This is a genomic window from Niastella soli (genome assembly GCF_017742245.1).
Lineage (GTDB): Bacteria > Bacteroidota > Bacteroidia > Chitinophagales > Chitinophagaceae > Niastella > Niastella soli.
Genome location: NZ_JAGHKO010000004.1, coordinates 1,303,990 through 1,317,653 on the forward strand (window position 1 = coordinate 1,303,990; position 13,664 = coordinate 1,317,653).

At 42.3% G+C, this 13,664-nt stretch carries 15 protein-coding genes; 9 read left to right on the forward strand and 6 right to left on the reverse strand.

All coding sequences use genetic code 11. The features are described 5' to 3' along the window. Positions 1-16: 16 nt before the first annotated feature. Positions 17-502 (reverse strand): DinB family protein, encoded by a 486-nt coding sequence (locus J7I42_RS19965; protein ID WP_209140618.1) that lies wholly within the window; start codon positions 500-502, stop codon positions 17-19. A gap of 131 nt (positions 503-633) precedes the next feature. On the opposite strand from J7I42_RS19965, the gene J7I42_RS19970 reads away from it, so the two are divergent. Next, complete coding sequence (locus J7I42_RS19970) at positions 634-1,329, forward strand: outer membrane beta-barrel protein (RefSeq protein WP_209140619.1); 696 nt, start codon at positions 634-636, stop codon at positions 1,327-1,329. Positions 1,330-1,509: 180 nt separating this feature from the next. Continuing rightward, a complete protein-coding gene (locus J7I42_RS19975; protein WP_209140620.1) occupies positions 1,510-1,932 on the forward strand; it encodes a hypothetical protein in 423 nt (140 codons plus the stop codon). A gap of 106 nt (positions 1,933-2,038) precedes the next feature. Here J7I42_RS19975 and J7I42_RS19980 read toward each other — a convergent pair whose 3' ends face one another. After that, on the reverse strand, positions 2,039-2,605 hold the full coding sequence (locus J7I42_RS19980) for a hypothetical protein (protein ID WP_209140621.1): 567 nt from the start codon (positions 2,603-2,605) through the stop codon (positions 2,039-2,041). A 132-nt stretch (positions 2,606-2,737) separates the two neighbouring features. On the opposite strand from J7I42_RS19980, the gene J7I42_RS19985 reads away from it, so the two are divergent. The 4 genes from J7I42_RS19985 (at position 2,738) to J7I42_RS20000 (ending at position 5,713) form a co-directional block, all read left to right on the forward strand. Then, positions 2,738-2,947 carry a hypothetical protein gene (locus J7I42_RS19985; protein WP_209140622.1) on the forward strand — a complete coding sequence of 70 codons (210 nt, stop codon included), beginning with the start codon at positions 2,738-2,740 and terminating at the stop codon, positions 2,945-2,947. A 375-nt stretch (positions 2,948-3,322) separates the two neighbouring features. Beyond that, positions 3,323-3,958 (forward strand): hypothetical protein, encoded by a 636-nt coding sequence (locus J7I42_RS19990; protein WP_209140623.1) that lies wholly within the window; start codon positions 3,323-3,325, stop codon positions 3,956-3,958. A gap of 73 nt (positions 3,959-4,031) precedes the next feature. Continuing rightward, a complete protein-coding gene (locus J7I42_RS19995; protein WP_209140624.1) occupies positions 4,032-4,961 on the forward strand; it encodes an FKBP-type peptidyl-prolyl cis-trans isomerase in 930 nt (309 codons plus the stop codon). A 59-nt stretch (positions 4,962-5,020) separates the two neighbouring features. Then, positions 5,021-5,713: a phosphodiester glycosidase family protein gene (locus tag J7I42_RS20000; protein WP_209140625.1), complete on the forward strand. Its 693-nt coding sequence runs from the start codon at positions 5,021-5,023 to the stop codon at positions 5,711-5,713. A 74-nt stretch (positions 5,714-5,787) separates the two neighbouring features. On the opposite strand, the gene J7I42_RS20005 is transcribed toward J7I42_RS20000, so the two are convergent. From J7I42_RS20005 to J7I42_RS20015, 3 genes are all read right to left on the reverse strand, one after another. Then, positions 5,788-6,579 carry a hypothetical protein gene (locus tag J7I42_RS20005; RefSeq protein WP_209140626.1) on the reverse strand — a complete coding sequence of 264 codons (792 nt, stop codon included), beginning with the start codon at positions 6,577-6,579 and terminating at the stop codon, positions 5,788-5,790. A gap of 82 nt (positions 6,580-6,661) precedes the next feature. Then, positions 6,662-7,789, reverse strand: a complete 1,128-nt coding sequence (locus tag J7I42_RS20010; RefSeq protein ID WP_209140627.1) for a metallophosphoesterase family protein — start codon at positions 7,787-7,789, stop codon at positions 6,662-6,664. Positions 7,790-8,762: 973 nt separating this feature from the next. Further along, the gene (locus tag J7I42_RS20015; protein WP_209140628.1) at positions 8,763-9,329 is read right to left on the reverse strand and encodes a TlpA family protein disulfide reductase; all 567 of its coding nucleotides are present in this window, start codon (positions 9,327-9,329) and stop codon (positions 8,763-8,765) included. 126 nt (positions 9,330-9,455) lie between these two features. Here J7I42_RS20015 and J7I42_RS20020 point away from each other — a divergent pair, with 126 nt between their 5' ends. After that, on the forward strand, positions 9,456-10,808 hold the full coding sequence (locus tag J7I42_RS20020) for a sensor histidine kinase (protein ID WP_209140629.1): 1,353 nt from the start codon (positions 9,456-9,458) through the stop codon (positions 10,806-10,808). Continuing rightward, entirely contained in the window at positions 10,798-11,496 is a 699-nt protein-coding gene (locus J7I42_RS20025; RefSeq protein WP_209140630.1) for a response regulator transcription factor, read from the forward strand. Before J7I42_RS20020 ends, J7I42_RS20025 begins: the two co-directional genes overlap by 11 nt. Before the next feature lie 270 nt (positions 11,497-11,766). Here the strand turns inward: J7I42_RS20025 and J7I42_RS20030 are convergent, their stop codons facing one another. Beyond that, complete coding sequence (locus tag J7I42_RS20030; RefSeq protein WP_209140631.1) at positions 11,767-12,447, reverse strand: YceI family protein; 681 nt, start codon at positions 12,445-12,447, stop codon at positions 11,767-11,769. Between the two features lie 172 nt (positions 12,448-12,619). On the opposite strand from J7I42_RS20030, the gene J7I42_RS20035 reads away from it, so the two are divergent. After that, entirely contained in the window at positions 12,620-13,612 is a 993-nt protein-coding gene (locus J7I42_RS20035; protein ID WP_209140632.1) for a winged helix-turn-helix domain-containing protein, read from the forward strand. Positions 13,613-13,664 lie beyond the last annotated feature (52 nt).

Sequence of the window (13,664 nt, forward strand, 5' to 3'; positions counted from 1 at the left end):
CTAAGATCTTCCCCTGTTACTTATTTGTGCGCGATACCCAGCCGGGCGCCTCATTCATTCCCTGGCGCAATAATAAATTCAATTGAGCGGTATGATGCTGAACATGTCGCATATTATAAAGCAAGATCTCTACAGCGCTGTAATCCCTTCTTTCATTGGTAAAGCGTTTGCCCTCGCCTGTTTCTGATAAATTCATGATCCGGTCAAACAATTTCTTCCGGCCATAGGCCAGGTAGTTCAACAACTCTTCCTTGCCGTACACGCGGTCGGGCAAGGCGCCGTTTGGATCGAATTCGGATAAGGTAAATGGGACGGGCGGCATAAAGCCATCCGGGTCCTCACTCACATAATAATCCAGATAGAACAAAGTATGATAGGCCATATACCAGAATTGGGTGTCGGAATTCCACAAATGATCTGCACAGACCACCATAGCGTTCTCAAGCATATCTATAGCTGCACCAAACTGGTACCATAGTATCGATCTTATATCTTCCTGCATAAGTAAGATGTCTGTTTTTTATACACAAAGTCGCAAATAAAATCAAACCCCATCAAATAACAATTAAACCTCATGCAACTTTGATGGTCAAAGGTCCACTTTTTAAGTAATCACCCTATAAAAAAACAAGTATGCTTTTAAAACGCTTGATCTATTTGTCCCTTATTAGTTGTCTTAGCGTACCCTCATTTTCCCAAACCGGCGCCGCCTGGTTAAAAGGCGGTGTAAATTTTGCCAATGTATCTTACAAAAGTAATGGTGAAGTAGATGATGCAAACATGCTGACTTCTTTTCACGTGGGCATTATGGGGGATATTACCATTGCAAAGGTATTAGCCATTCAACCCGGGATCTTTTTTACCGGCAAAGGGTCCAAAATTCAAAGTGGCAGCCCCAATGACCTAACCTATTACAAAGCGACTGCCAATCCTTTGTACATTGAGGTACCGGTTAATGCTGTAATAAAATTGCCCCTCGCTTCTGAATCAAACATCTTTTTTGGCGCCGGTCCGTATATAGCTATGGGTGTTGGTGGAAAAAGAAAAATTGAAGGTAAATATGTAAACGTGGCATACAGCAGCAAAGAGAAGATAGAATTTAGCAATGATGACCCATCTACGTTCAATAATGAAGAAGGTACCGGTTTGGGAGTAATGAGAAGATTTGATTATGGGTTCAATGGAACCGCCGGGTTTGAGCTTAATAGCGTATTAATAGCCGTGAATTATGGGTATGGACTGGCCAAGTTACAATCAGGATCCAATAGTACTGACGATAATAACAACAAACACCGGGTGTTAAGCCTGTCTGTTGGCTTTAAATTATAGTTTTAAAATATAATACCCGGAGCTTCCCCTACAGTTAGCGCCGGGTATTATATTTTTACGTTTGTTCACTACAGTTAATCCGGCTGATCTGCTGCAGCGCAATGAATGGACAAATTTGTTTGGCATAAAATGGTTAGATTTAAGTGTATTTTATTATTAATCACTTTAAACTTTTATTCTATGCAAAAGAAATTTCTTGTCCCCACGCTTCTTTTACTGCTAACAATTTTCAGCAGCTTTCATCCCCAGCCGGTACATTCTCCAACCAGGCTTACCCCCAGTGCACTGGACCTGTTTGTTCAGAACAATATCAATGCAGACATAACGCAGGTAGATTTTGTATCGCCTTTGCAAACAATCTCTTATTTTAATATACCGGCAGGCGGCGGGTTCGCTTCAGGATTTTTACAATTTGACGATCAGAATGTCATCACCGTTATCATGACCTTTAATGGCACCCCTTCACCAGGTGCAGTGGCCCGTTTTTACAATAATCAACATACGCTGGTGGGAACCATCCCTGTTGTAACAGGCGCTAACCGGTTTCGCCTGTATCCGCCGATAGCATCAGATGCTATACTTGTAATAGTTGATCCTAACTAATTATATACTTACTAAACAACAGCGGTTGTTCGAACCCAAAGAGCCTTCCGGTCGTTTGACGGGAAGGCTCTTTTAATTGGGTTGATATTTTGCGCAGTAAGGCTTGTTATCTTACTTTTTTCTTTACAGCTCCTTTGATCTGCTTTGCTTCCCGGGAGATCTTTATTGCGCTCAGGAGCTTTTTCCTCATGTCTGATAGTTTACTTAGCTGAGATACCGGATAGATTATTTGTACCCCGTAAGTATCTTCATTCAAAAAGAAGGCTTTGTATTCAAGGAAATAATCGATCCCATCATTGTTCTTTTTTGCTTTTAGGTAGCTGCCCAGATAATTTCTTTCTTTAAACAGCCCACTGTCAATTAATTGGCTTTTTGATGTATTTATAAATCCTTGTAACAGCTCACTGTATTTATTTCTCAGATCAGCACTATCTTTTGCTAATGGGGTTGTTTCTATAAGGTCAATTTTTGTGAAGAGGAAAACTACTGAATCATATACCGCTCTATAAACAGTAAAATTTTCCATTGGGCGAATGATCTCAAAATCGCCATCGGGAAGATGTAAGGTAACAATGTTATCAACGACATGCGGTTTCCAGGATGTTGTATCCTGAGAAAATACATTACTGGCTAATAAAACAAATACGAATAAAAAGCAAGATCTCATTTTCATGATGGGTCGGCATTTAAGGGTTATTAAAGACTGCTTGCTTTTGCTAAGTAACTAAAAATTTCCCTACTACCAATACGGCCCCACGACTAAGTAAAACTGGACACAACCAATTATTTTAGTTATCTTACAATTATGTCAAAATTTAAAGATGTAGTGGTAACACTATCCAAAAAGCATCCCGAAACCGGCGAAGTAGTGCCGGCCGGACATACCTATGTAATTGGCGTATTAGGCAATAAAAAGAAATGGTATGAAATTAATTCCGAGTCATTAAACAAATTGTCAAACGAAGATCTACAAAAGGAGCTGTTTAAATTATTGCATCCGCAAACACATCATTAAACGCATTTCTCCAACCGGTTAAATAAACCGAACCACCTCCCCCCGGAAGCGTATTCTAAAAGCTCCGGAAGCGCGTATATTGCCATCCAGTAGCCTTCTACTTTTTGTACCCCCTCAAAATAGTATCACTGTTAGCACCGAAATCACCATCTGGTGTGCCGGATCTTTATAAAAATCCTACACAGCCCCCTTAATAAACCAATTAGACCACTACGCTATATTCATTCGCGACGTAATTTAATTGTCTTAAATACCTGTCTTTTATAAGATAATAACGATTGCTATTATTTTCCGGTTCATCCAGGCTTGTTCTTCCCGACCAGGGAACAAGGAGGCTTGAAGATCATGTATTCATTAATTATTAAACTTTTTACTATGAAGTCACCTGCATTTTTAACACGAATCATAAGCATTATCCTGCTGTTTGCAGTTATGGTAAGCAATACCGGTTGCGAAAAAAAAGTGGAAACACCCAATGAAAATACCGAAGAATTGACCATTGCCACGCCCAACCCGGAGGCCACCCTTACCTGGTACCTGGTAAGGGTCTCTAACCCAACGGCCGACCAAACAGATGCCTATAACCGCATTACGGCAGCAATGAATGCCGCAATTACCATGTACAACCAACAAACCACTTATTGCAGCGGTAACCTTAGGGTAGAATATAATACCAGTGTTGCTACTGCCGACGGAAATGTAAATGGCACCATTCGGTTTGGCGCCAATCGTTCATATATGACCCAGTGTACTGCCATGCATGAAATATCGCATACACAAGGTGTTGGTACAACCACCCGCTGGACGCAACTGGTTGTAAACGGTAAATATACAGGCGCCTACGGACTGGCTATGCTTAGAAGTTTTGTAGGCGAAAGCCCTACCGCCACCTTAAGTGCAGATGGGCATTCTTTCTGGCCATATGGATTAAATTACAATAGCGAATGGACAACAGTTAACGGTCAACGAAACGCGCGTCTTGTAGGAGCCTTTCAACGCGACGGCGTGTAAGTAAACAAATCAAGCCTCCAAACACAAAACCATCCCAACCCTGTTGGGGTGGTTTTGTATAATTATATTCTCTATGAATAAGTATATGCTTCTTCTGGCTGGATCTGTTCTTCTACTTACCTGTTGCAATGGCTTTAAGCAAGGCCCCGCAGACATGCGGTACCTCATTCATCGTGACCAGCCTGGCAAAACGATACAAACAGGCGACTTTCTCTCTGTTCACTTTATCCACCGCACACAGGAAGGTGTTTTGCTGGCCAGTTCTTATGAAACAGGGCACCCCCTGTTTTTTGAACAGCAAAAGCCCTTTTTCAGGGGTGATATTTTTACCGGATTGGCGTTTTTGAGTGAGGGCGACAGCGCTACATTCCTGCTTAATTTTGATTCCATGCAAATCATCCTGAACGTTCCCAAACCTCCGCACGCTAAAGGAAAGTATCTTTCATTTACGGTTAAAGTTGAAAAGGTCATTCCCCGGCTTAACATGCCCGATAGCTTGTTTCAACAGAAAGTCAACGAGTTTCTATCAAACAATTCAGCGTCCGACCGGTTACAGGAACCCGGAAAAATAAGTCGGTATATTACGGCTAATAAACTCAAACCTGCGGTAACATCTTCCGGACTGCAATACGTAATTATAAAAAATGGCGATGGATCACCAGCCAGGCCCGGTGATACCGTGCAATTTGACTATACCGGCAGGTATATTACCGGAAAAGTGTTTGATACAAGTATTGAGGATACGGCCAGGCAAACTGGTATATTTACTGAACAGCGCAGTTACATACCAGATAGCGCGGTAGCCGGTTCACCTAAAACCATCCCGGCCATTGATGAAGCCCTTTTACTATTTCCCTCAGGCACCCATGCTTTACTTATTATTCCGTCGCGGTTGGCCTATGGAGAAACGGGTAATTCACTATTTCCGCCCTTTACGCCATTAATTTTTAACCTGGAGGTGAAAACGATCAGCAAACGTGGACATAGCACGAAGACCAAGTAAGTTGTTTTCGTATCTTGGAAACTCTTAGATTTCCAAACATTGTAATTAATACGCAGGCTATGAAACACATTATTTACCTGCTGTTGACTTTACTTCCTATTAACCTGTTAGCACAGGATAAGATAATTGACTATATCGTAAATGACCCGCAGCGAATTCACTTTTACTATAAGAATGAGAAAGGCGTAAAATTTAATACCATACAAAGCCTGAAAGAATGGCTACAATCTAAAAAACAGCATCTCCTTTTTGCTACTAACGGCGGCATGTTTACGCCGGAGTATACTCCCGTCGGCCTTTACATTGAAAATTTCAAGATGATTAAAGGCGTAAACCATGTAAAAGGGGGCGGCAACTTCGGTTTAAAACCAAACGGCATCTTCTTTTTAACGGCTAACAATGAGGCAAAGATCTGTAAAACGGAAGATTTTAAGGATAATGGGAAGGTGAAATATGCGACCCAGTCTGGACCAATGCTTGTGATAGCTAATGAAATACATCCGGCTTTTAATAAGAACTCTTCCAATCTTAATATCAGAAGTGGTGTAGGCATATTGCCTAATGGAAGCGTGTTATTTGCTATATCCAATGAAGCAGTAACCTTGTACGAATTTGCGATGTATTTTAAGCAAAAGGGCTGCCGGAATGCATTATACCTTGATGGCGCCATTTCTGAAATGTACTGCCCCGATAAGGGTTTGAATCAAATAGGCGGTTCGTTTGGCGTTATGATCGGGCTCACAGAGAAATAATAAAGCAGGAAATAGCTCTATTGTTGGGAAACCCGCCGTTACCCAATTTATGATTTATGGATTGCTTCGTTTTTCTACCTCCAGTTCTTAAACTTCACTACAACTCCTGCTTTAATTTCCAGGATGTTCAAATTTGAATTATACACCTGCGCTACTTTGTGCTCATGAATATCCTGAGTACTTACATTAATAAATTTCACCAACATGGGTTTCCCCCCTTCCTGAGTGAAATCCTGTTCATCTTTCAAATGTTTGGTATTGATATAATCAAGATCACCGCCGCGGATGGTGTTTATGCTGATATCGAACATGACCTGCCCATTTTTTTTATGTTTTGAAAATATAGACGGGTTAATTAGAAAACCGGCACCTGCGCCCCAATACAATGTATTATCATTGATCAATCTTTTCTTGTCGAGTGGATGACAACCGTCAGGATCATCAGGATCCTCGATAGAGATATTGCTATTAAAATTATACGAACCCGCTTTGGCATTGATATAAGGTACAATCAGAGATCTATTTTCATCCAAAAACTGATATCTTGCCTGCAGGTTCGCATTAAACACGCTGCTGCTGTAGTTAACCGGTACAACGGTTGGAGTATTGGCGTCGAAGTAAAAGGTTTGATCAATCTTTTCATACGCATAGATGCCACAACCCAGTTCCAATCCCACAGACAGGTTTTTTAAATGACCAGGAAATGAATACAGTCCCCCTATATGAAAACTATGGATTGCCTGAATATTTTTAGCCATTTGTTGTTGCGGTATACCCAGGCTATAATCACCTATAAGTTTAAAAGACTGACTGTTAGCAGAGAAATTCAATAAACAACTGATGAAGAGTATAGAAATGATTTTCATAACAGTAGTTTTTGGCTGACAGAAATAGTACAATCTCCTAATAAAGTTAAGCCACTCCCCTACCAGAATGAAATATTCTATGTTAAATCCCGCCGGAACAGGAAATTTGAAATGTATCTGTCAGCACCGAGGGTGTTTCACCCGGCCTGATCTCATGCGGAATTGAAAAATATTCTCCGGTTAATTTAACTGCTTTACCGGCTTTTTCAAGGGAGATCTTTAAAAAGCCATGTCTGTTGTCACAGAACTGTTCAAGCCGCACCTGCTCGGTTAAAGTGCTGTCCGCAGCAAAATTTGTATCCCCTTCCATAACCAGACTATGCAAATCATCGTACCCACCTGCGCCTGCAACAATAAACCGAACAATTGAACCATTGGCATAATGCCGGCTAAAACGCTGGTAATTGTGCACATGTCCGCTGAAAACGATATCAGGATGTACGCCTGATTCCGTAAAAGCACTTTCAAGAAATTCAATCATGTAAGAACTTGCCCCATGGTTGGAATCCGCAGAATAAGGGGCATGATGCACACAGACAATCAAAGCTTTTCCCGGCCCCTGCAACCGGGCATTTTTAAGCTCGCGAATAAACCACTCCCGCTGTTGCTCAGTAATTGTTCCAAATTTTGTGATATTGCCATATAAGCCGATCATGTTTGCAAGAGGCGTTTCCAGCGTCCAATAAACATTCGGCTGTATCATGCTTTTTCTGTCTACATCACCGCTGAAAGGAACAGGTCGGGATTCAACGTCGCAGAAGACCTTCATGAAGGCGTCAAGGCTTTTATAAGGCGTTCCAGCCGGATTAATATCTCCATCGTGGTTGCCTGGGATGGCAAACACCGGCCCTGGATAATCACGATACGGTGCAAAAAACTGCGGATAATAATTCGCCGCTTCGCCAAAGGTGTATACCACATCACCCAGATGGTATAAGAACTGTGGTTTGTCTTCCAAATCATGCACTTCCTGGTATTGCTTCCTCATTTCACCGGCGACAATACGCTGAAAATTTCCGCCATACAAACTGCCCGTATCACCCACCATGTGAAATACCATTTTTTCAGCACTTATGGCAGGTATCACGGTATGCAGATCCAGATGAAAAGGGTATTTGCCTGGAGGTTCAGGCAGGGGCTGAAATTTGTAGGAATCGTCCGGCTGATTTTTTTTGAAAACCGGATATGTAACTTTTCTTTGTGAAGCCATCGGTAAAGTTAACCAATAACCATTAAGAGCAGGTTAATTTATGCTAAAGATATTATGCGGCTTTATTTAATACCCTTGTAAAAAGCTTACTTTAGCAGCCTTTATAAACCTACCGGCCCTGACGGTTATTAATACCATTTATTCAACAGTTTCCTGTTTGCTAATGAAAAATTATTTATTGTTTGTACTCCTGTTTGCACAAATTTCTCATTCATACGCACAACAATGGCACTTACCTGATGATAGTCCTGTTTCGGATACGATTATGGTTTGTTTTCAATCCATTTGTTGAAATGTGATGATCCCACCGGAATTCAACCGAATCCAAAATAAACACAAAAAAAGGCTCACATTGCTGTGAACCTTTTGTGAACCGGACCTGCAAAGATGATCTTTTTCGGATAATTTTGAAACTGCTCCACCCCTATTCTTACCAGTCGCAAAACGACGCTATAATTGAAAGAGCAGCTATGGGATTTCTCTGGTATGGAGCTGGGTTTGCTCCCGACTTTGTTCGGACTTTGTTCGGGTTTCCCCTGTGTACACCCGAACATTCCCAGGGAGAGTCCGAACAAACTCCGAACATTACCCACAGTAATACCGGCACAATACCGGCGCCATCCCAAATAATATCCGGTTTTCCCTATAACAAGGCAAGACACTTATAGACACTTATAGACCATTGTAGACATAAATGGGAAACATAACCACTTATAGACAGGGATAGCCATGCCTGTTATTGCTGACCCAAAAAACAGTTTTACCTTTGTATGATATTGCATCTGCTTCTGCGCAAAGCAGCTGTAGTACTCTTACAGTTCTTTGACATAGTTTAATGATGGAAATTCGGGTATGCAACGCCTGTAATTCGTTCATAGAATTTCCGTTAGCATCAACTAATAATAACACGCTACAACTTTAAAAATAAAACTGTATATCCTGCTCAGGATTGGTTTTAGAGTCTCATTATTGGTTAAACTGCTTTTACCTTGCGAATTAGCTGTTGCAGTGTAATGGCAGCTTCTTCATTCTTCATTTTACTATTATATCCAATAAGTTGATAGCGGATAATACCGTTACGGTCGATAATGAATTTAGTGGGAATACCGATCATGCCATATGCAGTATAATATTTGCTCTGCATTCCATCCGGCCCCATTTCATCAAATAATACATTAAAATCATAGTGGTGCGACCTAAGATCCTCCTGAACAAGCTCCCTGTAATTGGAGGCTTTTTCACGGGTGTCAATAAAAAGAAAAACAACACTTGTATCGCCCGCATAATCCTTAATCACATTGTTCACAGAAGGAAAGTCGAGATGGCAGGGCTGACACCAGGTAGACCAGAACATAAGCACCACTACTTTACCCTTATAATCTGACAAGGAAGCGACCTTGCCGTTCATATCTTTCATTTTGAACAATGGCGCTTGTACGGTAAGCATGGAATCGGCGGGTTTGCGTTCTTGTCCCTGGGCGCGAACACCGGCAATGGCGACCACCATTAAAAAAATCAATAAGAAGGAGCGGAAAAGCATAACATTTAATTTGCTCACAAAGCTAACTGTCTGTAAATGATTGAAAGTTAATACCCATGGCTTTAGTGTTAAATACTGTTAACAGCCCGATAAAAAATAATTGTAACATCTACCTTTGCAGCCTCCATGAGAAAAAGACTAAAATTCACGTTCTTTATAGCCTTCCTTACTGTAGCAATGGTTATACTTTTCCAGGTTACCTGGGTCTACAATAGTTATAAAGCAAGTGAACGTAATTTTATAACCAGTGCCCGATTTGCATTGCGGAGAGCCATTACCAGCTACCAATTGCAGCAGAACGAACTACCCACTTCGCTTCAGTATAAAGAACCCACGCTAACCTTTTTTCAAAGTACCATTCCCAACCGCGATTCTATTGCATTGGATACTCCCAAGGTCATAAAAAGGTTTAACGCAAAATTTACAACCGTTAAAGTGGATGAGGAGAATAAAGATGCGCTCTTGGAGATCCTGGGCCGGCTGCTATCTCAGCAAATGCATACACCGCTCAACCCCGATTCTCTAAACCTGTTTTTTAAAAAAGAACTACTGAAAGAAAATATTCGCGTTCCCTTTCGGTTGATCGTATCAACCAATGCAAAGGTTGCGACGGACCATGCCATCTCCGTACCTGTTAATTTTTACAGATCTCCGGTGATAGTACAGGCCATTCCTAAAAACCAGTCACTCGCGCTCTGGCGGCAAAATATCATTCCGGCCAGCGTTTCACTGTTGCTTATATTGTTATCGGCCGGCAGTCTTTTAATTATGGGCAAAATGATCATCCGGCAAATGCGGTTGAACAAATTCAAAAACGATTTCATCAACAATATCACGCATGAGTTAAGGACGCCCATCACCATTCTAAAATCATCTGTAGATGCGTTGGAAACCTTTGGCGCGGCGGCTGATCCGGAAAAATTAACCAGGTATCTCAAAACAAATGGGGTCATTTTAAATAAAATGGACCAGGATATAGATCGCATCCTGGAGATCAGCAAATACGAACAGGGTGTTATCCGAGCCCAGCTGAAACGGGTTGATGTAGCTCAATTGGCCCGCGAAGTAAGCAACCGGTTTAACCTGACCTTGCCCGATGCGGTCCTCATCAATTATAATTTGTCGCAACCAATGGTCAACACTGACCCATTTATCCTGGACTCCGTATTCAGCAACCTTATCGACAATGCCATTAAATATTCCAACCATCCTGTTCATATCGAGATCAATTTCCAGCCTATCATAAACGGCTGGCAGCTACAGGTAGCCGACAAGGGCAAAGGCATAGCCAGCTTTCACCTGCCGTTTATCTTTGATAAATTTTACCGCGTACAAACCAGTGATGTACATGAAGTAAAAGGATATGGACTGGGCTTAAGCTTCGTTAAGGAACTGGCTTTAATATTGGATGGTGAAATTTCTGTGGCTAGTAAACCAGATCAGGGAACAACATTTACAATCCGGTTTTATGACAAATAAGATCACTGTCCTATTAGTGGAAGACGAACCTACATTGGCGGCAATCATTAAAGAATCGCTGGAAACCCGTGAGTTCCTAGTTTCCATTGCGATTAATGGGGTTGATGGATGGGAGCAATTCAAAAAGTATAAACCTGATGTATGTATCGTTGACGTTATGTTACCCAGAAAAGACGGCTTTTCGCTGGTCTCGGAAATTCGTCTGATTGATGAGAAAATGCCGATAATTTTTCTTACTGCCCGAAGAGAAACCGAAGACGTTATACGCGGACTGGAAATTGGTGCAGATGACTACATGAAGAAACCCTTTTCTTTGGAAGAGTTGGTACTGCGCTTAAAGGCCGTGGTGCGCCGGAGCGAATTATTCACCTCTAAATATAGCTTAGAAAAGCCCCAAAAAGTGGGTTGCTATCTGCTCAATTATAAAAAGCTTACCCTGCAGCGGGATAACAACAACATTCGACTCTCACAAAGAGAAGCCGACCTGTTGCAATTGCTGATTGCTGCAAAAAATAAATTGTTAGACAGAAAGACGGCACTTATTAAGCTATGGGGTGAAGATGATCCTTTTGCAGCAAGAAGTATGGATGTTTATATTACGCGCTTAAGAAAATACTTTATTGATGATAGCTCTATTGAAATAATTAACGTAAGAGGTAAAGGGTATAGCCTTAAGGAATATTCATAGCAGTCAACTTTTCATGCTGGTAAGCCCGGGCATTTGCATAAAAAAAGGCGTCAATGTATGACGCCTCACTAAACGAAGTTGTGAACCGGATTGGAATTTCTTCAAACCAGTTGAGGGAAGATCTAAAGAAATTATATAAATTAAGCTGATGATTTTTAACAGGATGCTCCTTTAAGTGCAATAGACAACCCCGAATTCCTTTGGATTACTTGCAGGTACACATAAATATACCTCATCTATAAGAGATTGGGTTCCTGACAGACCCGCTTCTTACTGCTGCTGATGAAATCGTAAAGCCAGTGACACGGGTACCCTGTCTTCCAGCAACTCGTTTTTCACAAGTCCAAATATACTTCCTGACTGATAAGTGATGCCCCATTTCGTACGGTCTATTGTGAGCGACGCTGTAGCAACAATATTCTCCCCATTCCTGACGATGGTGGCCGGAAAATGGATCTCTTGTGTAATGGCCCGTAAGGTCAATTGCCCGGTAATATAATAAGAAGAATCGCTGGAGACTTTAATCGCTTTGATTAATTGAAACGTACCCTTAGGATACTTCTTCACATCAAAGAAGTCAGGGTCTTTCAGATGCGATACCAGTCCGTTATCGCTGCTCGTGTCTTTTCTGTCAGTAACCGTAATTGTATTCATATCCAGTTCAAAATAGCCTCCTGCAATAGTGCCATTGCCGTCGAAAGCCAGGGTGCCCGCCAGGGGTTTGATATAGCCTTGGTGTCCCTTTCCTCCCATAACATGCATGCCTTTCCAATTGACAAAACTTTCTGGTATAACAAGGGAATAACCCACTACATTTCCCACCGGGGTGGACGGTGCCGGCGATGTAATAGCAAGTGTAGGGGCAGCGATAGCCGCCGCTGAACGATCCCGACAGGCGACTGCACCGGTAAAGCACAAGGGGACGTAGACGAACAATAAAATTGATCGCATATAAGATGTTGATTTATGTGATGATAAAAGCGAAAAAAAGAAACCCGGGTTGTTGATACAAACCTACAGTATGCGTCCGCAGGAGTGGTAAAAGCGGGGTAAAAACTTTGTAAACGAATGTAAAATCTGACTTGCGCTACCGGGGCTCGCAGGGAATGCTGTAATTTTAAGTATGAGCTGGAAATCCCTGCTGGCAATAGGCATCTCCTTTATAGTCATCGTTTCCTGGGCCGCCATTCATGGCCGGGCTGCCCTACCCGCTACAGATAAGGCGACTGAAAAACTGGTGATCCGGCAGATCGGTCACCAATTGCTGTTACAGGCCGGCGATTCCTCCTCCCGCGTCCTCCCTGTGGAAGAGCGGGCGAACAAGGAATACCTGATCCGGTTTGCGGCCCCCTTTACCTTTTTGCCCGATACTTTGGTGGCTACTGTGCGCCGGTTAATAGCGGCCAACAGTCTGCCCTCCAGTTACCTCGTGGAAGTGATCCATTGCGCTCCATCGGCCGAAGTGATCTACGGATTCCAGATACATAAAGACAAAGCCCGCAATGTAATACCCTGCCTGGGTCGCCAGCAGGAAAAAGCCTGTTACAATATCCGGATCAGGTTTACAGAAACCAAGGCCGCCGGCATGGACCCGTTTGCAAGCGGTCTGCTTGCAGGTAGCCTGGTGGCTATTCTGATAAGTTTACTATTCCGCGCCCTTTATTTAAGAAAAGGAAGAACTGCCGACAAAGCAGTCAATATGCCAGCTCTGGATAACTCAACCGGGATAACGATGGAGATTACAGGGCTGCAAAATATTCAACCAGATCTACCACCGTCAGCAATTAAACGGGAAGTCCCGGCACCATCCGGTATTGCGATTGGTAACCTACTTTTCTTGCCGGAAAGTCAGCAATTGATAGCTGGCACCTCTATCATTCCACTCACAGCTAAAGAAGCCAAACTGTTGCACGTATTTGCCAACGCCCAGCAGAAGGTGATAGATCGTGATCAGTTGTTGAAAGAAGTGTGGGAAGATGAAGGCGTCATTGTTGGCCGGAGCCTGGATATGTTCGTCTCGAAATTGCGGAAAAAGTTGCAAGCGGACCCAAGCGTAAGCATCCTGAATGTGCACGGCAAAGGATATAAACTGGTTATTGGTCAAATGACGTGCTGAGTGTGGAAGAATGTTTTTAAACGAGCCGGCGCCTTACCGAAATATACGCACA